The organism is uncultured Lutibacter sp., from assembly GCF_937891065.1.
Lineage (GTDB): Bacteria > Bacteroidota > Bacteroidia > Flavobacteriales > Flavobacteriaceae > Lutibacter.
Map to the genome: position 1 here is coordinate 1 of NZ_CALAEQ010000076.1, position 25,579 is coordinate 25,579.

14 protein-coding genes are annotated in these 25,579 nt (G+C 30.0%); 10 read left to right on the top strand and 4 right to left on the bottom strand.

Annotated features, from left to right (window positions below):
- Positions 1–400 precede the first annotated feature (400 nt).
- The gene (locus tag Q0352_RS04385) at positions 401–5,563 is read left to right on the top strand and encodes a GEVED domain-containing protein (RefSeq protein WP_299524207.1); all 5,163 of its coding nucleotides are present in this window, start codon (positions 401–403) and stop codon (positions 5,561–5,563) included.
- Positions 5,564–5,643: 80 nt separating this feature from the next.
- A complete protein-coding gene (locus Q0352_RS04390; RefSeq protein WP_299524209.1) occupies positions 5,644–7,503 on the top strand; it encodes an ABC-F family ATP-binding cassette domain-containing protein in 1,860 nt (619 codons plus the stop codon).
- Between the two features lie 77 nt (positions 7,504–7,580).
- Here the strand turns inward: Q0352_RS04390 and trpS are convergent, their stop codons facing one another.
- Positions 7,581–8,549, bottom strand: a complete 969-nt coding sequence (gene trpS / locus Q0352_RS04395; protein WP_299524211.1) for a tryptophan--tRNA ligase — start codon at positions 8,547–8,549, stop codon at positions 7,581–7,583.
- A 166-nt stretch (positions 8,550–8,715) separates the two neighbouring features.
- Here trpS and Q0352_RS04400 point away from each other — a divergent pair, with 166 nt between their 5' ends.
- From Q0352_RS04400 to Q0352_RS04425, 6 genes are all read left to right on the top strand, one after another.
- Positions 8,716–9,474, top strand: coding sequence for a 1-acyl-sn-glycerol-3-phosphate acyltransferase (locus tag Q0352_RS04400; RefSeq protein ID WP_299524213.1), 759 nt, complete (start codon positions 8,716–8,718; stop codon positions 9,472–9,474).
- A 25-nt stretch (positions 9,475–9,499) separates the two neighbouring features.
- Positions 9,500–10,156, top strand: coding sequence for a hemolysin III family protein (locus Q0352_RS04405; RefSeq protein ID WP_299524215.1), 657 nt, complete (start codon positions 9,500–9,502; stop codon positions 10,154–10,156).
- 88 nt (positions 10,157–10,244) lie between these two features.
- Positions 10,245–15,809: an Ig-like domain-containing alpha-2-macroglobulin family protein gene (locus tag Q0352_RS04410; protein WP_299524218.1), complete on the top strand. Its 5,565-nt coding sequence runs from the start codon at positions 10,245–10,247 to the stop codon at positions 15,807–15,809.
- 2 nt (positions 15,810–15,811) lie between these two features.
- Positions 15,812–18,151, top strand: a complete 2,340-nt coding sequence (gene pbpC, locus Q0352_RS04415; RefSeq protein ID WP_299524221.1) for a penicillin-binding protein 1C — start codon at positions 15,812–15,814, stop codon at positions 18,149–18,151.
- Positions 18,152–18,229: 78 nt separating this feature from the next.
- Positions 18,230–18,970, top strand: a complete 741-nt coding sequence (locus Q0352_RS04420) for a LytTR family DNA-binding domain-containing protein (RefSeq protein ID WP_299524224.1) — start codon at positions 18,230–18,232, stop codon at positions 18,968–18,970.
- A 3-nt stretch (positions 18,971–18,973) separates the two neighbouring features.
- Positions 18,974–20,299, top strand: a complete 1,326-nt coding sequence (locus tag Q0352_RS04425) for a sensor histidine kinase (protein ID WP_299524227.1) — start codon at positions 18,974–18,976, stop codon at positions 20,297–20,299.
- 807 nt (positions 20,300–21,106) lie between these two features.
- Here Q0352_RS04425 and Q0352_RS04430 read toward each other — a convergent pair.
- The gene (locus tag Q0352_RS04430; RefSeq protein WP_299524230.1) at positions 21,107–21,460 is read right to left on the bottom strand and encodes an arsenate reductase family protein; all 354 of its coding nucleotides are present in this window, start codon (positions 21,458–21,460) and stop codon (positions 21,107–21,109) included.
- A gap of 82 nt (positions 21,461–21,542) precedes the next feature.
- On the opposite strand from Q0352_RS04430, the gene Q0352_RS04435 reads away from it, so the two are divergent.
- Together Q0352_RS04435 and Q0352_RS04440 are read left to right on the top strand one after the other, a co-directional pair.
- Positions 21,543–21,998, top strand: a complete 456-nt coding sequence (locus Q0352_RS04435; RefSeq protein WP_299524233.1) for a DinB family protein — start codon at positions 21,543–21,545, stop codon at positions 21,996–21,998.
- A 49-nt stretch (positions 21,999–22,047) separates the two neighbouring features.
- A complete protein-coding gene (locus tag Q0352_RS04440; RefSeq protein WP_299524236.1) occupies positions 22,048–23,193 on the top strand; it encodes a cystathionine gamma-synthase in 1,146 nt (381 codons plus the stop codon).
- On the opposite strand, the gene Q0352_RS04445 is transcribed toward Q0352_RS04440, so the two are convergent.
- Positions 23,185–23,982, bottom strand: coding sequence for a glutamate dehydrogenase (locus tag Q0352_RS04445; RefSeq protein WP_299524239.1), 798 nt, complete (start codon positions 23,980–23,982; stop codon positions 23,185–23,187). The two genes, Q0352_RS04440 and Q0352_RS04445, sit on opposite strands and share 9 nt — an antisense overlap.
- A gap of 69 nt (positions 23,983–24,051) precedes the next feature.
- Positions 24,052–25,579: Ig-like domain-containing protein (locus Q0352_RS04450; protein ID WP_299524242.1), on the bottom strand; the 1,528-nt coding region annotated here is incomplete at its 5' end.

Sequence of the window (25,579 nt, forward strand, 5' to 3'; positions counted from 1 at the left end):
TCAATTTTAACAAGGCTAACCTCTAAATTTAACACTTTAAAATCTAAATTCAAGTGAAAAAATTATGATTAAATACTATAAATTAAAATTTAAGGCTCCTATTTTTTTGAAGATTCATAAATTAACTCTGAATTTCTTAATTTAAAAAATGACCGTTTTATAATTCAAAAGAAACACTATGAACCACCATGTTTATGGCTTCTTTTTAGCTGAAAGAAATTAATAAATCGTATATTTTTAAAACACTTTCCTATGCTTTGTGAATTGGTTACGCATTAAATTTTTTAATAAAATATTAATAATTTAACAAAATTTAACATTTATTGTTAAATTATTGTGATGTTAAATAATAATTGTTAAATTCGGACGTTAAAATTTTTTAATATCAAAAAACAATTATATGATGAAAAAACTACTTTTTTTAACTTTTATTTTATCGTTTACTTTCGGGTTTTCACAAAGTGTAAATCCTTGGTTAAAATCTTCAAAAAATGATAAAAAAAATGTACTTCAAAACAGAAATCAATTATCAAATAATTTTGAAGTATACAATTTAGATGTTTCTATTTTGAGAAATGCTTTGACTAATTCCCCAAAAAGAAGTGGGTATTTACAAAAATCCTCAACTATAATTGAATTTCCAAATGCTGAAGGACAATTTGAACGTTTTAGCGTTTTTGAAGCTTCAGTAATGCACCCTGATTTACAAGCTAAATACCCTAACATTAGATCTTATGCAGGAAAAGGAATTGACAATCCTAGCGCTACTATTCGTTTTAGCATTTCACAATTAGGACTAAAAACTATGACAACTGCTGCAGGGAAAAGTGCAGTATTTATAGAACCATACACTTCAGATTTTACTCAATATATGGTGTATAGTAAAAAATCTAAAGATGCCTCTCTAAATTCTTTCGAATGTTTAGTTAAAGAAGATGTATCAAATAAAATAAAATCTCAAAATACAACAGTTGCAAGACCAAACGCTGATGACAGCACTTTAAGAACATTTAGATTGGCTATGTCTGCTTCAGGTGAGTATACTACATATTTTGGAGGAACTAAAGCAAATTCTTTAGCAGCTATCAACAATACAATGACACGAGTTAATGGTATTTTTGAAATTGACTTTGGGGTTACATTGGAGTTAATTGCAAACACCGATGCTGTAATTTACACTAGTGCAAATAGTGATCCATATACAACAAGTTTAAATAGTCAATTACAATCTACGCTTTCAAGTGTTATTGGAGAATCTAATTACGATATTGGACATTTAGTTCATCAAGGAGGTAATAATGGTAATGCTGGCTGTATTGGTTGTGTTTGTGTTAACAACCAAAAAGGAAGTGGCTATACTTCATATGGCACTCCTGAAGGAGATAATTTTGATGTGGATTATGTTGCACATGAAATGGGTCACCAATTTGGTGGTAACCACACTTGGACATTTAATGGAAATGAAGGAGCTAATGCTCAAATGGAACCAGGAAGTGGATCAACAATTATGGGATATGCTGGAATTACTGGAGCAACTGATATACAAGCACATAGTGATGCTTATTTTCACGCAATTTCAATTCAACAAGTAACTAATTATGTTAAAACTACAAGTTGTCAAACAAATACAGCAACAGGAAACAACGTTCCAACAGCTTTAGCTGGAGGTGATTTTACAATTCCTAAAAGCACTCCTTTTATGTTAACGGGTGATGGTGCTGATGCTGATGGTAACAATAGTTTATCGTTTTGTTGGGAACAAATGGATGAAAATAATGCAGCTACAACTTACCCAAGTACAACAGCAACAACTGGTATAGCTTTTAGATCGTTTTCCCCAACAACATTAAAATCAAGATCTTTTCCTCAGCTTTCAACTGTTTTAGCAGGAAGTACTTCTACACAATGGGAGTCAACTCCTTCCGTAGCAAGAACATTAAATTTTAGATTAACAGTTAGAGATAATGTTGCTGGAGGTGGCGCAAATAATAGTGATGATATGGTTGTGAATGTAAATAGTTCAGCAGGACCATTTGTAGTTTCAACACCAAACACAAATATTACTTGGAATGCAAACCAATTACAAACTGTTACTTGGGATGTTGCAGGAACAGCTGGAGCTGCTGTAAATTGTCAAACCGTAAATATTCTATTGTCAACGGATGGTGGAAATACATACCCAATTACAATAGCTTCTGGTATTGCCAACAATGGTTCAGCTCAAATAACTGTTCCAAATAATATAGGAACACAAAATAGGATAAAAGTTGAAGCTGCTGATAACATTTTTTATGATGTTTCAAACAGTAACTTTACAATTGCAGGAGAAGTTGTTTGTAATGCTACAGTTCCAACAGGTTTAGCATTTTCAAATGTAAGTGCTTCAGGAGCAACTTTAACTTGGAATTCGGTTTCAGGAGCAACTTATAACGTTCAATATCGTCAGGTTGGAACATCAACTTGGACTACTGTTAATTCAGGTGTTACATCTACAAACCTAACTGGATTAAATACTTTAACTCAATATGAAGCTCAAGTACAAAGTGTTTGTACAAGTGGAAGTTCTGCATTTAGTACCTCAGTTAACTTTACTACATTAGATCAAGTATTAACTTATTGTGCTTCAAAAGGAAATAGTGTAGCTGATGAATACATTAGCAATGTTCAAATTGGAACAATTAACAATTCTTCAAATGGAAGTAACGGTTATACTGATTATACTTCAATTTCAACAAATCTAAACAAAGGAGATGCTATCACAATTACTGTTACACCAACTTGGACTGGTACAGTTTATAGTGAAGGCTACGGAGTTTGGATTGACTATAATAAAGATGGTGACTTTACAGATGCTGGAGAGCAGGTTTGGACAAAAGCAGCTTCGAAAACAACACCTGTAAGTGGAACTTTTACTGTTCCTTCAGGAGCAGTAACTGGAACAACAACTATGAGAGTTTCTATGAAATATAATGGTATTCCAACTGCTTGTGAAGCTTTTTCATATGGTGAAGTAGAAGATTACACGGTTGTTTTGATGGATTCAGCTCCAGATACTCAAGCACCAACTGCTGCAACTTTAACTTCTTCAAACATAACAGAAACTACGGTTGATTTATCTTGGAGTGGTTCGACTGATAATATAGGTGTAACGGGATATGATATTTATAAAGACAATACTCTTTTAACTTCTATTACAGGAAATTCATATCAAGCAACAGGATTAACTGATGCAACTACTTATAATTTTAAAGTAAAAGCAAAAGATGCTTCTGGTAATATTTCTACTGATAGTAATATAGTTTCAGTAACTACACTAACAGCTCCTGATACACAAGCTCCTACTGCAGCCACATTAACTCATAGCAATATTACAGAGACTTCTGTAGATTTAGCTTGGAGTGGTTCAACAGATAATATAGGTGTTACAGGATATGATATTTATAAAGATAATGTTCTTTTAACTTCTGTTACAGGAACTTCTTATCAAGTAATAGGATTAACTAATGGTACAGTTTACAATTTTAAAGTAAATGCTAAAGATGCTGCTGGAAACATTTCTACAGATAGCAATACTGTTTCAATTACAACTGTCACTTCGCCTGATACGCAAGCGCCTACAGCTCCTGTATTAACAAGTAATAATATTACAGAAACAACTGTAGATTTAGTTTGGAGTAGCTCAACTGATAATGTTGGTGTTACTGGATATGACGTTTATAAAAACAATGTGCTGTTAACTTCTGTTACAGGAACTTCTTATCAAGCAACAGGATTAACCTCTGGTAGTTCATATAATTTCAACGTAAAAGCAAAAGATGCTGCTGGAAATATTTCAGCAAACAGTAATACAGAAACTATTACAACTGTTACACCAGATACGCAAGCTCCATCAAGTCCAATAGTAACAACAAGTAATATTACTCAAACTACAGTTAATTTATCTTGGAATGCTTCTACTGATAATGTTGGAGTAACTGGATATGATGTTTATAAAAATAATGTTCTTTTAACTTCTGTTACTGGAACTTCATATCAAGCAACTTTATTAACCGCAGCAACTTCTTACAATTTCAATGTTAGAGCAAAAGATGCCGCTGGAAACATATCTAACAGTAATACTGTAACTATTTCTACTTTAACACAATCATTAACTTATTGTGCTTCTAAAGGAAATAGCGTTGCTGATGAATATATTAGTAAAGTACAAATAGGAACTATCAACAACTCTTCTGCTGGAGGAAATGGATATAGCGACCACACATCTATTTCTACAAACTTAGATAAAGGTGAACAAGCAACTATAACAATAACTCCTAAATGGAATGGAAGTTTATATAATGAAGGATATAGTGTTTGGATTGACTACAACCAAGATGGAGACTTTACAGATGCTGGTGAACAAGTTTGGACTAAATCAGCTTCACAAACAACACCTGTAAGTGGATCTTTTACAATTCCAACAAGTGCAACAAACGGAGCAACTAGAATGAGAGTTTCTATGAAATATAATGGTATTCCAACCGCTTGTGAAGCATTCTCTTATGGTGAAGTTGAAGATTACACAGTTGTATTAAATACAGCTACTCCTGATACACAAGCTCCAACAAGCCCAACTTTAACAACAAGCAATATTACACAAACAAGTGTTAATTTAGCTTGGAGTGGATCAACTGATAATGTTGGTGTTACTGGATATGATGTTTATAAAAACAATGTTCTTTTAACTTCTGTTACAGGTACGACATACCAAGTAACCAGTTTAACTGCTGCAACTTCTTATAACTTTAAAGTAAAAGCTAAAGATGCTGCTGGTAATACTTCAACAGACAGTAATATTGCAACAATTTCAACTTTAACACAATCATTAACTTATTGTGCATCTAAAGGAAATAGTGTTGCTGATGAGTATATTAGTAACGTTCAAATTGGAACTATCAATAACTCCTCAACTGGTGGTAATGGATACAGTGATCACACATCACTATCAACAAACCTTGATAAAGGGGCTCAAGTAACTATTACAATAACTCCTAAATGGACGGGTACTTTATACAATGAAGGTTATGGCGTATGGATTGACTATAACCAAGATGGAGACTTTACAGATACTGGAGAACAAGTTTGGACAAAAGCTGCTTCAAAAACAACTCCTGTTAGTGGGTCATTTACCGTGTCGGCTAGTGCTACAAATGGAGCTACTAGAATGAGAGTTTCTATGAAATATAATGGGATTCCAACTGCTTGTGAAGCATTCTCTTATGGTGAAGTTGAGGATTACACAGTAGTAATTTCTGGTGGAACTGCACGTTTTGTTGATTCTTCTTTTGAAACAGAAATCAATAAAATTTCTATTTATCCAAACCCTGTAAAAGGAGAATTTTTAACAGTTAAATTAACTAAAAGCACAAACGCAAGTTATAACATTGCAAATGTTTTAGGTCAAACTGTAAAAGTTGGAAACTTAAATAATGTTATTAATGTTGGTGATTTAAAAACTGGTATTTATATAATTAACATTAATGATGGTGATAAAATTATGTCGAAAAAATTCATAAAACAATAAAAAAATACCATTTAAATTTAAAAAAACCCGAGAATTTCTTCTCGGGTTTTTTTGTGTAGCTTTGCCAAAATTTATAATTCATGAATTACCTGTCGGTTGAAAACATATCAAAAGCATTTGGAGAAGTTGAACTTTTTAGTGACATCTCCTTTGGAATAAATAAAGACCAAAAAATTGCTTTTATTGCAAAAAATGGCGCTGGAAAAACTTCAATTCTGAACATACTCGCCGGTGTTGCAAGCTCTGATACTGGACAAGTAATCTCTAGAAAAGGATTAAAAATTGAATATTTATCTCAAGAAGAAGATTTAGACCACGATTTAACAGTTGAACAAACTATTTTTAATTCAGATAACGATACTTTAAAAGTTATTGAAGAATACGAAAATGCATTAAAAGATCCTTCCGATGAAAAAGCATATCAGCAAGCTTTTGAAAAAATGGAACGACTTAATGCATGGGATTTTGAAACACAATACAAACAAATATTATTCAAATTAAAATTAGAAGATTTATCTCAAAAAGTAAGCTCGCTATCTGGTGGACAACGTAAACGTTTATCTTTGGCTGTAATTCTTATCCATAAACCCGATTTACTAATTTTAGACGAACCAACAAATCATTTAGATTTAGAAATGATTGAATGGTTAGAAAATTACTTTAAAAAAGAAAAAATCACCCTATTTATGGTAACACATGATAGGTATTTTTTAGAACGAGTTTGTAATGAAATTGTTGAATTAGATAACGGTGGTTTTTATACGTACAAAGGTAATTATTCCTACTATTTAGAAAAAAAAGAAGAGCGTATTGCTGCAGAACAAGCAACTGTTGATAAGGCTAAAAATTTATTTACCAAAGAATTAGATTGGATGCGAAGACAGCCAAAGGCCAGAACCACCAAATCTAAATCTAGAATTGATGATTTTTACAAAATAAAAGAAGAAGCTCATAAACGAAGAGACAATCATAAAGTTCAGTTAGAAATAAATATGGAACGTATGGGTTCTAAAATTTTAGAACTTCATAGAATTTCGCAATCATTTGGAGATTTAAAAATTTTAGACAAATTTGAATATAACTTTTTACGTGGTGAACGTATTGGTATTATTGGTAAAAATGGAACCGGAAAATCTACATTTTTAAATATTATTACTGGTGGAATCCCTGTAGATTCAGGGAAAGTTATTGTAGGTGAAACTATTAAATTTGGGTATTATACTCAAGATGGAATTAACCCAAAACCTGGTCAAAAAGTTATTGAAATTATTAAAGAATATGGTGAACAAATTCCGTTAACTAAAGGTAGAAGTCTTTCCGCAGCTCAGTTACTTGAGCGATTTTTATTTAGCAGAAAAAGACAATACGATTTTGTAGAGAAATTAAGTGGTGGTGAACGTAAAAGATTGTATTTATGTACCGTTTTAATTCAAAATCCAAACTTTTTAATTTTAGATGAACCAACGAACGATTTAGATATTATCACCTTAAATGTGTTGGAAGATTTCTTATTAGATTTTCCTGGATGTTTATTAGTGGTTTCTCACGATCGTTATTTTATGGATAAAATAGTTGACCATTTATTTGTGTTTCAAGGTGATGGAGAAATTGAAGATTTCCCTGGAAATTATTCAGATTATAGAGTGTATGAAGATTCAAAACCTAAAGAGGAAACTGTAAGCATTCAAAAAGAAGATACCCGAGAAAAAACTACAACCGTTGCTAAGCTTTCTTTTAAAGAAAAAAAAGAATTTGAGGCTATTGATGGAAAAATTGAATCACTAAACAAACAAAAAAGTACTATTGAAGCTAAATTTTCAGATAGTTCACTTTCTGGAGAAGAAATTGATGAGTTATCTATTAAACTGAAAGAAATTAGTTCTGAAATAGATAAAAAAGAAGAACGTTGGTTTGAACTTTCTTCTAAGTTGGAAGGATAGAAATATCAAAAAAAATAAGAAAACCCGTTAATCTAAATTTATTTCAGATTAACGGGTTCAATTTTATATATCTTTTTTTAATACCCCAATTTCCCTCTCACTCTACTCAAAACATCATTCGCAACAATTCTTGCTTTTCCAGCTCCAATAGCAAGTGCTTTATCAATTTCTTCTAAATTGTTCATATAGTAGTTGTAACGTTCTCTTTCTTCTGAATATTTTTCAATTAAAAGTTCGAAAAAAGCTTGTTTTGCGTGACCATAACCATAATTTCCACCTTCATAATTAGCTTTCATTTCAGCAATTTGCTCTGAGGAAGCTATTAATTTATACAAAGAAAATAAATTACAATTTTCAGTGTCCTTAGGCTCTTCAAGAGGTGTCGAATCTGTTTGAATTTTCATAATTTGTTTACGCAATTGCTTGTCTGGCAAAAACAAATTGATAATATTTCCACTAGATTTACTCATTTTACCACCATCAGTTCCTGGAACCCACATAGTACCTTTTTGTATTTTTGCATCTGGCGGAACCAAGGTATCACCCATTTGATGATTAAATCTATTTGCAACATCACGCGTTATTTCTAAATGTTGTAATTGATCTTTTCCAACTGGAACAATTTCAGCGTCGTACAGTAAAATATCTGCAGCCATAAGCATTGGATATGAAAATAAACCTGCATTTACATCTTCCAGTCTGTCTGATTTATCTTTAAAACTATGTGCAAGTGTTAAACGTTGATAAGGGAAAAAACAGCTTAAATACCAAGAAAGTTCGGTTACTTCAGGAATATCACTTTGTCTGTAAAAAACAGTTTTGTTTACGTCTAAACCAAAAGCAAGCCAAGTTGCAGCTGTGCTATACGTGTTTTCTCGTAATGTTTTACCATCTTTAATTTGAGTTAACGAATGCATATCTGCAATAAACAAAAACGAATCGTTTTTAGGATTATTTGCCATTTCAATTGCAGGAATAATTGCTCCTAATAAGTTTCCTAAATGTGGTGTACCTGTACTTTGTACACCTGTTAAAATTCTTGACATTTAATATAATTTTGACGCAAAAATACATATTTCAAAAAGAAATTAACAATAGATTTAAAATTACTATTTTTGGTACTTATGAAACGAGCAGGTCAAATTTTGAATTGTGTAAGAATGCTGAATAAAAAACAGCATTTGCTACTTCTCAAAAATAAAATAACAACGCATGAAATTTTTTAGGTATCCTTTTTATATTTTTTGGAGAGTTTGGTTTTTAGCTTGGTTATTACTCACAATGATTCCTATTTTTCCCGTATTAATAGTAGTTACTTCTTCAGAAAAATTATATCCTGTGTTTTTTAAAATAGCTAGAGCTTGGGCTAAAACCTTAATTTTTGTGATGGGTTTTAAAGTTATTTTAGAAGAAAATCAGGTTCTAACAAAAGAAAAAAGTTTTATGTTTTGTCCAAACCATACATCAATGATTGATGTAATGGTAATGCTTTCAATTACAAAAAATCCTTTTGTATTTGTTGGAAAAAAAGAATTGACTAAAATACCGATTTTTGGTTTTTTTTATAAACGAACTTGTATTATTGTTGATAGAAGTAATTCAAAAAGCAGATTGGCTGTTTTTGACGAAGCTAGAAGAAGAATGAGTGATGGCCTTGATATTTGTATTTTTCCTGAAGGATTGGTTCCTGCTGATGAAAGTGTTGTGTTAAGTGAATTTAAAAACGGAGCTTTTAGATTGGCAATTGAACATCAAATACCAATTGTACCAATTACGATGTACGATTGTAAAAAACGATTTTCATATACTTTTTTTAGTGGAAAACCTGGTAAACTACGCGTAAAAATTCATCATTTTATTAAAACAGAAGGGCTTACTTTAGAGAATAACAACAGCTTAAAAAAACAAACATTTGATACTATTTATAATGAATTAATTTCAGATTTAAAAAATCAACAATTAAATACTTAACTGCAATTATTTTCGTTCAACTAAAATGGAGAAAAAAGATATTACTTACTACGAACCAAAAGAAGAAAAATTCAACGTTATTTCACATGCTATTGGATTGATTTTAAGTATTGCTGCATTAGTTTTATTGGTAGTATATTCTAGTATTTATGGCAGTGCATGGCATATTGTAAGTTTTAGTATTTATGGCGCTAGTTTAATTTTATTGTATTCGGCCTCAACATTTTACCATTATGTTCAAAATCCAAAACTAAGACATCGTTTAAATATTTTTGATCATTCTGCTATTTATGTTTTAATTGCAGGAACATACACACCTTTTACTTTAGTGGTTTTAGATGGCTGGGTTGGATGGACAATTTTTGGAGTTTCTTGGGGTTTGGCAATTACAGGTATTGTTTTAAAACTTTTTTTTACAGGAAAATACGATAAAATATCAACTTTCGCCTATGTACTTATGGGTTGGGTTGTTATTTTTGCAATAAAACCACTAGTCCATAATTTACCTTTTGAAGGTTTAATGTGGTTATTAGCTGGTGGAATTTTCTATACTGTTGGCGCTGTTTTATACAGTATTAAAAACTTAAAATATAACCATGCGATTTTTCATATTTTTGTGTTATTAGGAAGTTTTGCCCACTTTGTAGCTGTATTTTTTTACGTTTTACCTATTCAGAAATAGAATAATTTAAAATTCGATTTTTCAACTTTCGTTATTTATTTTTTAGTAATTTCATAGAAAATTTGCTGAACAATATAATTCGCTTAAGATGAGACTTCAACATTTAGTTTTTACACTTTTAGTAAGTGTAATTTTCTTGTCATGTAAAAATGACAACCCACAAGAAACAACCAATAATATTTTTAAATTTAGAAAGTACATTAGCTACACAACTTCAAGTGTAGTTTCAATTACTGAACCTATTAGAATTGATTTGGTTAATGAAGTTGATTCATGGGTTTCAAATAAAGAAGTTTCTAAAAATGCAATTACTATTTCACCTTCAATTGATGGAAAATTATCAGCTTTAAATTCAAGAAGTTTATTTTTTCAACCTTCAAAAAATTTAGAACCAAATAAAGAGTACACGGTTACGGTTAACTTAGGTAAAATATACGCTACTATTCCTTCTGAATTTAAAACCTATACGTTTAAATTTAAAACGTTAGAGCAAAATTTTAGTGTAGCTACAACTAGTTTTCAATCCTATAGCAAAGAATGGCAATATATTGAAGGAATTCTTAAAACAGCCGATATTTTAGAATTAGAAAATGCTAAAAAGCTTATTTCTGCAACTCAAAAAAGAAAAAATTTAGCTATTAAATGGGAAAGTTTAGATTCAATAAGTACACAATTTCAATTTAAAATTGATAGCGTTCAACGTTTTGTAGAGGATTCAGAGGTATTACTTTCTTGGTCTGGTAAAAAAATAAATGTAGATAACGAAGGAGAATCTACACTAAGAATTCCAGGGAAAAATAATTTTTCAATTTTAAGTGTTGATGTGTTTCAATTACCAGAGCAACACTTGGCCATTAATTTTTCAGACCCTCTTCAAAAACAACAAAATTTTAATGGTTTGGTTGAAATTGAAAATACTAAAAACTTAAAATATGTAGTTGATGGTAATTTACTGAAAGTATATTCTGACACTCGTGTTTTGGGCAATGTAAACGTTGACGTTTTTCAAGGAATTAAAAGTGTTGATGGTTATAAATTAAAAAATTATTTTTCACAAAAAGTAGCTTTTCAACAATTGAAGCCAGCAGTAAGATTACTTTCAAGCGGTGTAATTTTACCTAATTCAAACGATTTAAAATTTAATTTTGAAGCTGTAAATTTAAAAGCGGTTGATGTTAGAATTATAAAAATATTTGAAGATAATGTGTTACAGTTTTTACAAACTAGTGATTTAGGAAGTTCAAACAGTTATGATATTAGAAGAGTAGGAAGAAGAGTTGCTAAAAAAACCATAACACTTATTAATAATGAAATTGAAAATAATGGTAAATGGAAAGCGTATGCGATAGATTTATCTAAAATGATAAAAGCCGATCCCGGAGCAATTTATAGAGTTGAGCTTAACATAAAACAAGAATATTCACTTTATAAATGTGAAGGAAATCAAATAAGCTCAAATGATGAAGATTATGAAGAGGATTATTACTATGAAAATCAGGAATATACAACAAAAGAATCAAATGATTTAGACGAACGAGAAGAGCAATATTGGGATAATTTAATTTACAGTTATAACAATAATTATTACAATTGGAGAGATAGAGAAGATCCTTGTAAAAAAGCATATTATGATAATGATGACCAAGTAGTTTCAGCAAACATTTTAGCTTCAAACTTAGGTGTAATTGCTAAAAAGGGAGAAAACAATTCGTACTTTTTTGCAGTAACAGATATTTTAACAACCAATCCGGTTTCAGGAGCAAAAGTTACTATTTACAACTATCAACAACAAGAAATTGCTCAAGCTGAAACAGACAGTCAGGGTTTTACAGGAATGGATGTTGATAAAAATGCATTTTTCGCCATTGTTTCAAACGGAAAGCATAAAACGTATTTAAAATTAGATGATGGTCACTCATTATCGTTAAGTAAATTTAATGTTTCAGGAAAAAAACTACAGAAAGGATTAAAAGGGTTTATGTACGGTGAACGTGGTGTTTGGCGACCTGGAGATACTATTCATTTAACGTTTGTTTTAAACGACAATGCAAATCCGCTACCAAAAGAACATCCCGTTAAATTAGAAGTTACAGATGCTCGTGGTAAATTAGCTTTTAAAGAAATTAGAACAGACAATGTAAATGGTTTTTACAAATTTACCATACCAACTTCAGAAACTGACCCTACGGGAAATTGGAATGGGATAGTTAGTGTTGGAGGTGCTATATTTCATCAACAATTAAAAGTAGAAACTGTAAAACCAAACCGTTTAAAAATTAAAATAGATTTTACAGATGAGGTTTTAACTAATAACAAACCAATTGAGGGAAAATTAGACGTAAAATGGTTGCACGGAGCACCTGCTAAAAATATTAAAGTAGAAGTTAATGCTAAGTTTACTTCAAACTCAATGGCGTTTAATAAGCAATATCCAAACTATGTTTTTAATGATCCAACACAAGAGTTTTCTTCAGAAGAAGTTACTGTTTTTGATGGAAAATTAGATGAAAATGGAAATGCTACAATTCATAAAAAAATAAGTTTAGATAGCAATGCTCCCGGAATGTTAAAAGTAGCATTTTTAACCAAAGCATATGAAAACGGTGGTGATTTTTCTATGGATGTAATTTCAAAAAATTACGCGCCATACGCTTCATTTGTTGGTTTAAAATCACCAAAAACAAAAGCTTATAGTTCTTATGATACCGATGAAAATATAACATTTGATATTGCAACAATTTCTTTCGAAGGAAAACCTCTGGCAAAAGATAATATAGAAGTAGAAGTTTATAAAATGGAATGGCGTTGGTGGTGGAGTTCATCCTATGATAATTTATCCACTTATAATGGAAGTAGTTACCATAAACCCTATAAAAAATTAAAAGTCAATACCAATTCAACAGGAAAAGGAACTTTTACGTTAAATATTCCTGATGATGATGGTGGAAGATATTTAATTCGGGTGTTAGATAAAGAAAGTGGTCACGCAACAGGTACAACAACGTATTTCTATAAGAATTGGTGGAAACGACCTTCAAATGACCCAGAAGCTTCAAAAATGTTGGTATTCTCTTCAGATAAAGACACTTATAATGTTGGTGAAAAAGCCATTATTACATTTCCTTCAGGAACCGAGGGCAGAGCTTTAATAAGCATTGAAAACGGAACTGAAGTGTTACAAACAGTTTGGCAAAAAACACAAAAAGGAGAAACAACTATTGAAATTCCTATTACAAAGGAAATGACACCTAATGTGTTTGTAAATATATCATTATTACAACCACATGCATCTACAGCAAATGATTTACCATTGCGATTATATGGTGTCATTCCATTATTAGTGGAAGATCCAAACACACGATTAGAGCCTGAAATTACATTACCAAAAGTGCTAAAACCTGAAGAAAAATTCACAATAAAAGTGAATGAGAAAAACGGAAAACGAATGTCTTACACCATTGCTGTAGTTGAAGAAGGTTTGTTAGATTTAACACGATTTAAAACACCTGAAATTTGGGATGCTTTTTATACACGTGAAGCTTTAGGTGTTAAAACTTGGGATATTTTTGATGATGTAATTGGTGCTTATGGCGGAAGTATTGAGCAAGTTTTTGCTATTGGTGGAGATGGAGATGCAGTAGCCGGAAAAAACAAAAAAGCGAATCGTTTTAAACCTGTAGTTCGTTATTTAGGCCCTTTTACGTTGGAAAAAGGAAAAACAGCTTCACATACTATTCAATTGCCAAAATACATTGGTTCTGTGAGAACTATGGTAATTGCGGCAGATAATTCAAATGGAGCATATGGAAAAGTTGAAGAAACTACTCCAGTTCGCAAACCGTTAATGGTATTAGCATCTTTACCTCGTAAATTAAGTCCTGGAGAAAAAGTTACACTTCCAGTTACAATTTTTGCCATGGAAAATAAGGTAAAAAATGTAGAGGTTCATTTAAAATTAAGTAATGGAATTAAAGTGGTGGGAACAAATTCTCAAAAACTTTCTTTTGAAACTCCAGATGAAAAAATGGCATCTTTTAAATTAGATGTTTTTAATATAAAAGGAATAGCCAAAATTGAAATAATAGCTTCAGGGAATGGTGAAAAATCTACTTACGAAGTTGAAATTGATGTGGTAAATCCTAATCCTATTTCATCAAAAGGGATTGCTATTGAATTAGAACCGAATGCAACTCAAAAAATTGAATTTTCAACCTTCGGAATTAAAGGAAGTAATTTTGCTGAAGTAGAATTTTCAACCTTACCACCAATGGATTTTACTGGCAGATTGCAGTATCTAATTCAATATCCACACGGTTGTGTAGAACAAACAACATCCAATGTTTTTCCTCAATTGTATTTAGGTGAAATTTTTGATATTTCAATTCAAGAAAAACAAAAAATGACCAATAATATTAAAACAGGAATTGAAAGATTGGGGAATTTTCAAACTTCAAATGGAGGTTTAAGTTATTGGATGGGACAAAATTCAGCAAACGATTGGGGAACAAGTTATGCGGGTCATTTTATGATTGAAGCTGAGAAAAAAGGCTATGTTTTACCTTTAACTTTTATGAATAATTGGTTGAAATATCAAAAGCAAGCAGCTCGTAATTGGAAACCAAGTTATAAAGAGTACAATTCAGATTTAGCGCAGGCATATAGATTATACACATTGGCATTGGCAGGGCACCCAGATTTATCTTCAATGAATAGATTGCGTGAGTTTAAGGAAATTTCTAACAATGCGAAATGGAGATTAGCAGCGGCGTATGCGCTGGCTGGACAAAAAGAAGCAGCCAATAAAGTTTCAGCAACTGCCAATATCAATTTTGAAAATGATAAAGGAGATTATTATACGTATGGTTCAGTTGATAGAAATAGAGCAATGGCAATGGAAACAATGTTGTTAACCGGAAATAATGAATCTAGAGAATTAGCAAAATATATTGCAAAACGATTGTCTTCAAAAAGTTGGATGAGTACGCAAACCACGGCATACAGTTTATTGGCAATGGCTAAAATGGTGAAAATTAATGGTGGAAAATCTATAAAACTTCAATATTCTTTAAGCAATGGAAAAGTTGAGAGTGTAGATTCAAAATTTGCAGTTTCACAACGAAAATTACGTATTGTTGAAGGTCAAAATTCTATTACAATAACAAATAAAGAAGCAAATGTTGTATTTGTAAATGTTTTAAATTCAGGAATTTTACCCTTAGGTGAAGAAATTATAGAAAAACGAGGATTGGATGTAAATGTGGTTTATAAAGATACCCAAGGAAACAGTATTAATGTATCAAAATTAGTGCAAGGAACTGAGTTTGAAGCGCAAGTAACAATCAGGAATTTAAAACAAGAAGAAGTTTATAACATTGCTTTAACCGAAATTTTCCCTTCGGGTTGGGAAATTGTAAATACACGTTTTACTGACTTTGGAACTACAAATTCAGGAAGTGCTAATTTTACGGATATTAAAGATGATCGCGTTAATTTTTACTTCAATTTAAATAGAAATGAAACTAAAACATTTAAAGTGTTGTTAAATGCATCCTATTTAGGAAGTTATTATTTATATGGCATTCAAGCAGAAGCTATGTACGACAATGAGTATTTTACACGGACAAAAGGACAATGGATTGAAGTTGTAAAATAGTAATGAACTTTATAAAAAAACATAAAATTAAATTAATAATAGCCGTTATATTTTTAACGGCTTATTATTTTTCACTACCAAAACAACTTTTTAACAATCCAACTTCTACAGTTATTACAAGTGTTGAAGGGGAATTACTAGGAGCCAAAATTGCTGATGATGGTCAATGGCGGTTTCCTCAAAATGATAGTGTTCCACAAAAATTTGCAGCATGTATTGTACAATTTGAAGATGCATATTTTTATAAACACCCAGGTTTTAATCCAGTTTCAATTGTAAAAGCATTATATGGTAATTTTAAATCCAATCGAGTAAAAAGAGGCGGAAGTACGCTTACGCAACAAGTAATTAGGTTATCTCGAAAAAATCAAAAAAGAACCTATTTTGAAAAGTTAAAAGAAATACTATTAGCAACACGATTAGAGTTAAGATATTCAAAAGATAAAATTATAGCATTGTATGCTTCAAATGCACCTTTTGGAGGAAATGTTGTTGGATTAGATGTTGCATCTTGGCGTTATTTTGGTCGTTTACCAAATGAACTTTCTTGGGCCGAAAGTGCAACATTAGCTGTTTTACCTAATGCGCCTAGTTTAATTTATCCAGGAAAGAATCAACAAAAATTAACTGTAAAACGTAATAAATTACTTAAAAAACTTTTCGAAAAAAAAATTATTGATACACTAACCTATCAATTAGCAATTGAAGAAGGATTACCTCAAAAACCATATTCAATTCCACAGATAGCGCCTCATTTATTACAAAATATTGCTAAAACGACAAAAGGAGAAAAAATTAAAACTTCTGTAAAAATTGGTTTACAACAACGCATCAATTCAATTGTAAAAAACCATTATAACGAGTTAAGTAAAAATCAAATTAATAACATAGCTGTACTGGTTTTAGATGTAAAAACCAGAAAAGTATTGGCTTATATTGGTAATTCTCCAACTACTAACAAGCATCACAAAGACGTTGATATTATTAACAAGCCAAGAAGCACAGGAAGTATTTTAAAACCATTTTTATATGCAGCAATGTTAGATGCTGGTGATATTTTACCAAATACATTAGTTGCTGATGTACCAACGCAAATAGGAAGTTACAATCCGCAAAATTTCAATAAAAAATTTGGTGGAGCTGTTTTTGCAAGTACTGCATTAGCAAAATCTTTAAATGTTCCAGCAGTTAGAATGTTGCAGAGTTTTGGGTTAGACAGATTTCATCATTATTTAAAAGAATTAAAACTAAAAGATATTAAATATAATGCGAATCACTATGGTTTATCCTTAATTTTAGGAGGGGCAGAAAGTAATTTATGGGATTTATGTAAAAGTTATGCCTCCATGGCTTCAACTGTAAATCATTATGACGATACACAAGGTAAATATTATAAAAATGAATTTATAGAACCTTCTTACTTAGCTAATTTTAAGCCAAATTTCGGAGAAATTTCACTTGAAAAAACAATTTTTGATGCTGGCTCAACCTATTTAACTTTTGAAGCATTAAACAAAGTAAACAGGCCAGAAGGTGAAGAAAATTGGAATTTTTTTGATTCATCTAATAAAATTGCATGGAAAACAGGTACAAGTTTTGGATTTAGGGATGCTTGGGCTATTGGATCAACAAAAGATTATGTTGTTGGAGTTTGGGTTGGAAATGCAGATGGAGAAGGAAGGCCTGGTTTAGTAGGAATTTCGACAGCGGCACCCATTTTGTTTAATGTGTTTGATATTTTACCTAAAAGCAATTGGTTTGAAATTCCTTTTGATGAATTAAGAGAAATAGCAATTTGTAGTAAAAGTGGTTATAGAGCAAGTGAAATTTGTGAACAAAAAGATACGATTTTTGTACAACAAGCAGGTTTAAAAACAAACCCTTGTCCATATCATATTTGGGTACATTTAGATAAAAATGAGCAATTTCAAGTAAATTCATCTTGTGAATCATTATACAATATGACTCATAAAAGTTGGTTTACGTTGCCACCTTTACAAGAGTTTTATTATCAGAAAATGAATCCTTTTTATAAAAAATTACCAAACTATAGATTAGACTGTTTAAATGAAGAAAAACAAGTCATGGAATTTATTTTTCCTAAAGAAAATACTACAATCTATTTAACAAAGGATTTCAGTGGAAAACTTAACAATTTATTCATGAAATTAGTGCATTCAAACTCAAGTAAAAAGGTGTTTTGGTATTTAAATAGAACATATATAGGTAGCACTCTAAATATTCATGAAATTGAAGTGTTTCCAAAAATTGGAGAACATCAACTTAAGGCAATTGATGAACTCGGAAATGAGGTAAGTATTAAAATTGAAATTAAAGACTAACTTTTTTGAACATATATTCAAAAGTTGTATCTTGCATTAAAATTTAATGAGAATTAACCTAACGTCCACACATTAGATATGCTACAAATTTTACTAGTTGATGACGAAAATGACGCTTTAGAGGCGCTTGAATGGAAATTAAACAATTATATTGATAATGTGCAAATTACCACTTGTAACTCTCCTGTGAAGGCTATTGATATAATTAATGAATTAAAACCAGACGTCGTATTTTTGGATATTCAAATGCCGGAGATGGATGGTTTTACTATGATTGAAAAGGTAAAATATAGAGATTTTAATCTTATTTTCACTACTGCTCATGACGAATTTGCTTTAAAAGCCATTAAAGTATCTGCCATAGATTATTTATTAAAACCTGTTGACAAAGACGAATTATTGGCGTCAATGGAGAAGATTAAAAAATCGAAGGAAGGAGCTTTATTGGAGGATAAATTAAAATTACTTTTAAATAATTTAAACGAGAATGGTAGTGATAAAATTAATATTTCTGCCGATGGAAAAGTTTATTTATTGGAAAAGGAGGATGTTGTAATGTTAAAGTCTGATAAAAGCTATACTACAATATTTTTAAAATCAGAGCAACAAATAGTAGTTTCAAAAACCTTGAAAGAGGTAGAAAAAAAATTCCAGTTTCCTGAATTTTTTAGAGTTCATAATTCATACTTAATAAATTTAAATCACATAAAAGAGTATTTAAAAGGATTAGGAGGAGAACTTATTATGACTAATGGTTTAACAGCTAGCATTAGCAGGAATAGAAAAGCTGAATTATTTAAAAAAATATACTTAGATTAAAGTATGCTTTTAGACTTTCATTCTGAAATATATTCATGGATACGAGGAGGTCTTTTCGTTTTATTCGTATATCATTTTTTGATTTTTTTTCAGAATAAAAGCAAATTATATTTATACTATAGTTTATATTTATTAGCTATAACATTATATTTACTTCAACACGTTGTTTCTGAAGATTTTACAAGCTATTATAAATACTTTAATTTTTCATTGCAATTTTTAGCATATGCAGCTTATGTTTCATTTGCTAGAGATTTATTAGATACAAGAACTCACCTAATTAAATGGGATAAGTATTTTGAAATTGAAGTAACCATATTACTCATTTTAGCAATTGTTTTTGTTTTAATTCAGTTTTTCTTAGGAGGAAATTATCAAATTGAGGCATTTTCTATAATTGCACCTATTCTAACAATTTTCACATTAGCTTCTTATTATGTAGTTGTCTCTAAAATAAAAGACAACTTATCCTACTATTTTGTTGCGGGATCATTAATTTATATAGTACTCGCTAATATTAGCTTTTTAGAAATTTTTATTGGCCCTAAAATTTTTACAAATTCAGGCATTCAACCCATGTTTTTTGTTTACTTGGGTGCTTTTCTGCAGAGTATTATATTTTCAATATTAATCGGGTTTATTATTAAAAAAATTGAACAGAAAAGTAAAAATGCAGAAGTAAGGCTTGCAGTAAAATTAAAAGAAATAGAAGAGTTAAAAATGACAGCTCTTCAAAGCCAGATGAATCCACACTTTTTATTTAACTCTTTAAATTCTATCAATAATTTTGTTTTAAAAAATGACATTGAAAAAGCTTCAGATTATATAACAAAATTTTCAAAACTTATTCGTGTCATTCTAAATAGTTCATCAAGTACAACATCAAGCCTTTCAGAGGAACTTATTATTTTAGCCCTATATGTTAAGCTTGAACAAATGCGCGTTACTGGAGGCTTTAATTACAAAGTTATAATTGATAAAAATCTAAATTTAGAAACTATAAAAGTCCCTCCTTTATTTTTACAACCTTTTATTGAAAATGCAATTTGGCATGGAATTATGAAAAAAGAAGGTGATAAAATTATTGAATTAACAATTAAAGAAGATAACGGGGATGTTTTATGTATAATTTTAGATAATGGTGTAGGTATAAATAAAACAAAAAAAATAACACCTTTGTCACTAAAACGAAAATTCTTTGGGGCAAAAGCCACAGAAAATAGAATTAGAATTTTACATCAGAATAAAGGAGTTGAAATTGAAACATTAGACATTTCTACTGAAGACAAAACGGGCACAAGAGTTTCTATTAGGTTCCCATTACAATAATATAATAATCTATTTATTCAAGAAATTTTACCATTTTTATGTTTTAGATATGCTATGCGAAAATCAATGAAAAGCTAACCTAAACAAACTAGATTACACATTACAATCCTTAATAACAATTAAAACATCTATCTTAAATTATTTTACCTCTTCTGATTCTAAAAATACCTAAGGATATCATTAACATTAAAAATTCATTTAAATTTCTTGGCTTAGGAAATGTTTGCAAGAATAGGATAAAAACTATTTTGATAAAATAGTAAAATTCATTAATGAAGACAATATTAAAAAAGTAATTATAAAAATCCGCTTTAACTTAGTTTTTTGTTCTATTGAAGTCGTTAATTTATAACATATATTGATTTTAAATGAGGTCAAATATCCTTTTATAAAACTCTAAAATATCCATTTATTAACGTATTTAAACTATTCATATATTTATATTGACCGTTTGTTGTTTTTTAAAAAAACAACTGTTTTTATAACGTACATTTGATAAGTATTCTGTCAAGAGGGGTTTTGACATTTTACATTAAAACATTAAATAAGTCTTTGGGGTTGATTTATTTATTCCTTGAACATTGTAATTCGAATTATAATGTTCAAGGTTTTTTTTTGGAATAAACTTTAGTTGGTTAAAGTCGAAAAAAAAGGTAAAACCTGTATTTTTCATACATCTAAATTAAGCTCGAAAAACTTCTATTTTAGCGTTAAAACATTCTTTCACAAATTATTTATGTTGCTTCAATTGAACTAGTTCATTCTATTACTTGTTAAATTTCAAATTATAAGTTTGTTAAAATTGATTTATTTTTTAATACCAATATTTTGATTGATGTCAACTCTTTTTTTTGTATTTCCAACATATACTTCTTGCTCATTAATAATAACAGGACGCTTTAAAAATGTGTATTCATCCAAAATTAACTGGCGATAATCTTTTTCTGTTAAAACTTGATTTTTTAAGTCCATTTGCTTAAACTTTTTGGCTTTTCTACTAAATAAAACTTCGTAACTATTTGTTAAGGCAAATAGTTCATCTAACTCTATAACAGTAATAGGTTCAGTTTTTATTTCTTGCAAAATATAACCAGAAGTATCCATTTCTTTTAAGATTCTTCTGTTAGTGTCGCAAGTTTTTAAGTGGTACATTTTTTTCATTTTTTCTAATAATATGCTTTAAAGTAAAAATAATCTCTTTTTATTCTAAATTTGAATACTTTTAATAAAAAAATCAAAAATAATGCAAAAACAATTCGATACATTAAAAAAATCAAGGCTATTAACATTAAAAATCATTGAAAATCTTTCCATTGAACAATTAAATAAAATTCCGAATGGTTTTAAGAATAATATAGCTTGGAACATTACACACTTATCAGTGACCCAGCAATTATTATGTTATAAATTATCAGGTTTAGACTGTTTAATTTCAGATGAAATGATCACTAATTTTCAAAAAGGAACTGCGCCAACATATACTATTTCTGAAGGTGAATTTAACACAACAAAAGAACTATTTTTAGAACTACCAGAGCAATTAAAAAAAGATTACGACAATGGTGTATTTAAAAACTATATTGAATACAAAACTAGTGTAGATATTAATTTAAACAGTGTTGAGGATGGAATTATATTTAATTTATACCATGAAGGAATTCACCTTGGAATAATACTGCAATTATTAAAATTCATATAGAAAAAGTGCTTTTCCAATTAAAAATATTCTGAAACTAAAATAGTATATCATGAAATTTAACACAAAAACAATACATGGAAATCAACAGCACGATCCTTCAACAGGTGCGGTAATGCCTCCTATTTATCAAACATCTACGTATGCTCAAACTTCCCCTGGAAACCATAAAGGATATGAATATTCAAGAACCACAAACCCAACACGAACTGCACTTGAAAACGCCTTAGCAAGTATTGAAAATGGGAAGTTTGGATTAGCTTTTGGTTCAGGGTTGGCGGCAATTGACTGCGTTATTAAATTACTGAATCCTGGAGATGAAGTAATTTCAACAAACGATTTATACGGTGGGTCATATAGAATATTTACAAAAATATTTGAAAACTATGGTATTAAATTCCACTTTATTGGAATGGAAAATACTGAAAGCATTGAAAGTTATATTTCGGATAAAACAAAGCTTATTTGGGTGGAAACACCAACAAATCCAATGATGAATATTATTGATATTGAAGCCGTTTCAAAAATTTCTAATAAACATCAAATTTTATTAGCCGTTGACAATACTTTTGCCACACCTTATTTGCAAAACCCATTAGATTTGGGTGCTGATATTGTAATGCACTCTGCAACGAAATATTTAGGAGGTCACAGTGATGTTGTGATGGGTGCTTTAATTGTAAATGATAAAGAGTTAGCTGATAAATTACATTTTATTCAAAATTCATGTGGCGCTATTTGTGGACCAATGGACAGTTTTTTGGTGTTGAGAGGTATTAAAACATTACACGTTCGTATGCAACGTCATTGTGAAAATGGGAAAGCTGTGGCTGAATTCTTAGCGAAACATCCAAAAATTGAAAATGTATATTGGCCAGGTTTTAAAAACCATCCAAATCATGAAATTGCCAAAAAGCAAATGAGTGATTTTGGCGGGATGGTTTCTTTTGTTTCCAAAGGAAATAAAATTGAAGATGCTTATAAAATAGTTGAAAATTTAAAAATATTTACACTCGCTGAATCACTTGGTGGAGTTGAATCGTTATCTGGGCATCCTGCGAGTATGACCCATGCCTCTATCCCAAAAGCAATACGTGAAAAAACTGGAATTGTTGATTCTTTAGTGAGATTAAGTGTTGGAATTGAAGATATAGATGATTTAATAGCAGATTTAGATAACGCTTTACGTTTAATTTAGATAATAAACATAACCAACATGAACCCATAATAACCAATCATTATATTTATTGGCAGGGTCGGCTTTTGCGTTTAAGCCATCAACATAATTTGAAAAGAAATATTGCCAACGAGATTCAATTAATATATCAGAGTATTCCCCTAATTTATGTCTTGTTCCAATACCAAAGGTAGCAGACATGGTTGTATTGGCAGTCGTCTTTATAGCTCCAGGAACCTGCCATTTTGGGTATATTACAGAAATATCATCTCTCCAATCTCCTAAATCAGATTTTAAATCAGGGTTGTAAAAGTCAACCATTAAACCAGCACTCAAATAAGGAGACCATTTTAAATCAGGGATTCTTCTTGAACCAAAATCTACAACATCAACAATATGAAACTCCAATTGCGCTCCTAAATTTATTAGCGTAGTATTTCCATGCATGGCTCTAAGTTGATCTGCAGCATATGTAGTATTACTCGCATCTACATATTCACCAAAATGATCTAGATCAGCTTGCATAAATGATAACTCACCTCTTATTCTAAAGTGTTCATTAAAATAATTTGTACGTTGGCTCCAACCGTATCTATAATCAGAAAAGTTTAAATAGTAAATTACACCAAGGCCCAATCCAATATTTCCACCAACATTACTTGAAAAGTTGTTTCTTGCACCGTAATCTGTAGTAAATGAAGCAGCACCTGTAATAAAACCAATTTCATGACTACTTCTGTCTTGAGCTTGAATAGCTGCAGTTGAAGAACAGAAAAAAAAGATTGTTAGTATTATTAAATATTTAGTCAAACTAAGGGTTTTACAGTTGTAAAAGTAATAAAAAATTTAAACTAATTATAATCATAAACTTATTTGGTTTTATTTCAATATAAATATGACGGGTTCATCCCAATTTGCTCTAATTATAATCTCTTTATCAAAATACTTCACAATTTCTGGCTGTTGCCTTCTTAAAAAATCACCTGTATCCCAAACACCATTATTGTTTTCATCTACCGTTACTCTAACTGAGTAATTACCAGGAGGTAACAAAATAAAATTTATTATTTGAGGGCTATCAATTTTTTTGATCCTAACAACAAATCCTTTTTCATCTAATAACTCAACAATAAAAGAGGATTTTTTCTCACTTGATAATTCAAGATTTAAAATCCCATAATCTTCGGGTGATTTTGTTGTTAATTGGAAAGCTAAAGAATCATTAGAAGCGCCAAAAATAGTTGTAATTGCTTTTGGTAATAACTCGAAATTGTATTTAAAATTGTCTTTTTTATCAAAATTTAGATGCAATTTAGTTTTAGATTTTGATAAAATGGTGTTAAAATCAATTGCAATTGTATCTTGATCTGTAATTTTTATTAGTGATTTATCAATATTAATAATAGGGATATTGGTTGAGATAGAGAAAGTATCAATTAAATGTAAAACTGAGCTTGTGCTTTTTTTAACTATTAAAGAATCAATTTTTGAGCTTCTTGTTTTAACAGTAAATTCTTCCGAGTATTCACCTTTAGAAACCTTAAAATTTAAAGAATCTATTTCTATTGCTGTATACCAATAATTAATAGTGTCTTTATCTTTTTCAAAATTAAATTCAGATTTAAATCCTTCAGGCGTTGCTGTTAAAAGATTTATATTTAAATCTTTTGCAGCTCCTAAATACCCAAAAATAAGATGTCCTTTAGTAACTTCTTTAGGTTTAATCACTTTTAATTTAGGGATTTCTTTAAAAATTGGAAAATTGAATTTTTTATCGGTCGGAATTGTAATAGTATCTTTTACAAATCCTATTTTATCAACTTCAGGATTGTAAATTTTATTACCGTTAGCATCTTTTAGTGCAATAAGTAGATATTTACCCGCACGCAAGTTGGTAATTTCATATAATGTACTATCTAATGTATTTGAAATGTATCGTGGTTTTTGTTTGAAAATAATTGAATCGGTATAAGATTCATTATATTCATAAAGCATCACATCAAGCTCTTTTTCTGATTTTTTCACCATAGGGTCAGTAACTTCACCAGATAATTCTAATGAATCAATATAAGTTCCAGTAGAAAAAATATATTTAAAATTCCCTAATTCATTCTCTTCATTATTATCAACAATACTTTTTCCGAAATTAAATGCATACGTAGTATTAACATCTAAAGTGTCTAAAATTTCAATAGTTATTAGCTTACTTGCTGTACCAACAGGTGATATTATTGGATTATTTTTTTGAGGAGGAGAAATTACTAATTGTTTGTTTACATCTTTGAGTTTAATGTATTCATCAAAATAAATTTTAATCTTTTTTGCTTTAAAATTAACGGTTTTATGATTTGGAGTTGCACTCACTAATATTGGAGCAATGCTATCTTTTAAACCACCTGTAGGATTA

Bases quoted from the DNA above. Each gene is read 5' to 3' on its own strand.
- Q0352_RS04385 (WP_299524207.1), top strand. From the start codon at position 401: ATGATGAAAAAACTACTTTTTTTAACTTTTATTTTATCGTTTACTTTC.
- Q0352_RS04390 (WP_299524209.1), top strand. From the start codon at position 5,644: ATGAATTACCTGTCGGTTGAAAACATATCAAAAGCATTTGGAGAAGTT.
- trpS (WP_299524211.1), bottom strand. From the start codon at position 8,549: ATGTCAAGAATTTTAACAGGTGTACAAAGTACAGGTACACCACATTTA.
- Q0352_RS04400 (WP_299524213.1), top strand. From the start codon at position 8,716: ATGAAATTTTTTAGGTATCCTTTTTATATTTTTTGGAGAGTTTGGTTT.
- Q0352_RS04405 (WP_299524215.1), top strand. From the start codon at position 9,500: ATGGAGAAAAAAGATATTACTTACTACGAACCAAAAGAAGAAAAATTC.
- Q0352_RS04410 (WP_299524218.1), top strand. From the start codon at position 10,245: ATGAGACTTCAACATTTAGTTTTTACACTTTTAGTAAGTGTAATTTTC.
- pbpC (WP_299524221.1), top strand. From the start codon at position 15,812: ATGAACTTTATAAAAAAACATAAAATTAAATTAATAATAGCCGTTATA.
- Q0352_RS04420 (WP_299524224.1), top strand. From the start codon at position 18,230: ATGCTACAAATTTTACTAGTTGATGACGAAAATGACGCTTTAGAGGCG.
- Q0352_RS04425 (WP_299524227.1), top strand. From the start codon at position 18,974: ATGCTTTTAGACTTTCATTCTGAAATATATTCATGGATACGAGGAGGT.
- Q0352_RS04430 (WP_299524230.1), bottom strand. From the start codon at position 21,460: ATGAAAAAAATGTACCACTTAAAAACTTGCGACACTAACAGAAGAATC.
- Q0352_RS04435 (WP_299524233.1), top strand. From the start codon at position 21,543: ATGCAAAAACAATTCGATACATTAAAAAAATCAAGGCTATTAACATTA.
- Q0352_RS04440 (WP_299524236.1), top strand. From the start codon at position 22,048: ATGAAATTTAACACAAAAACAATACATGGAAATCAACAGCACGATCCT.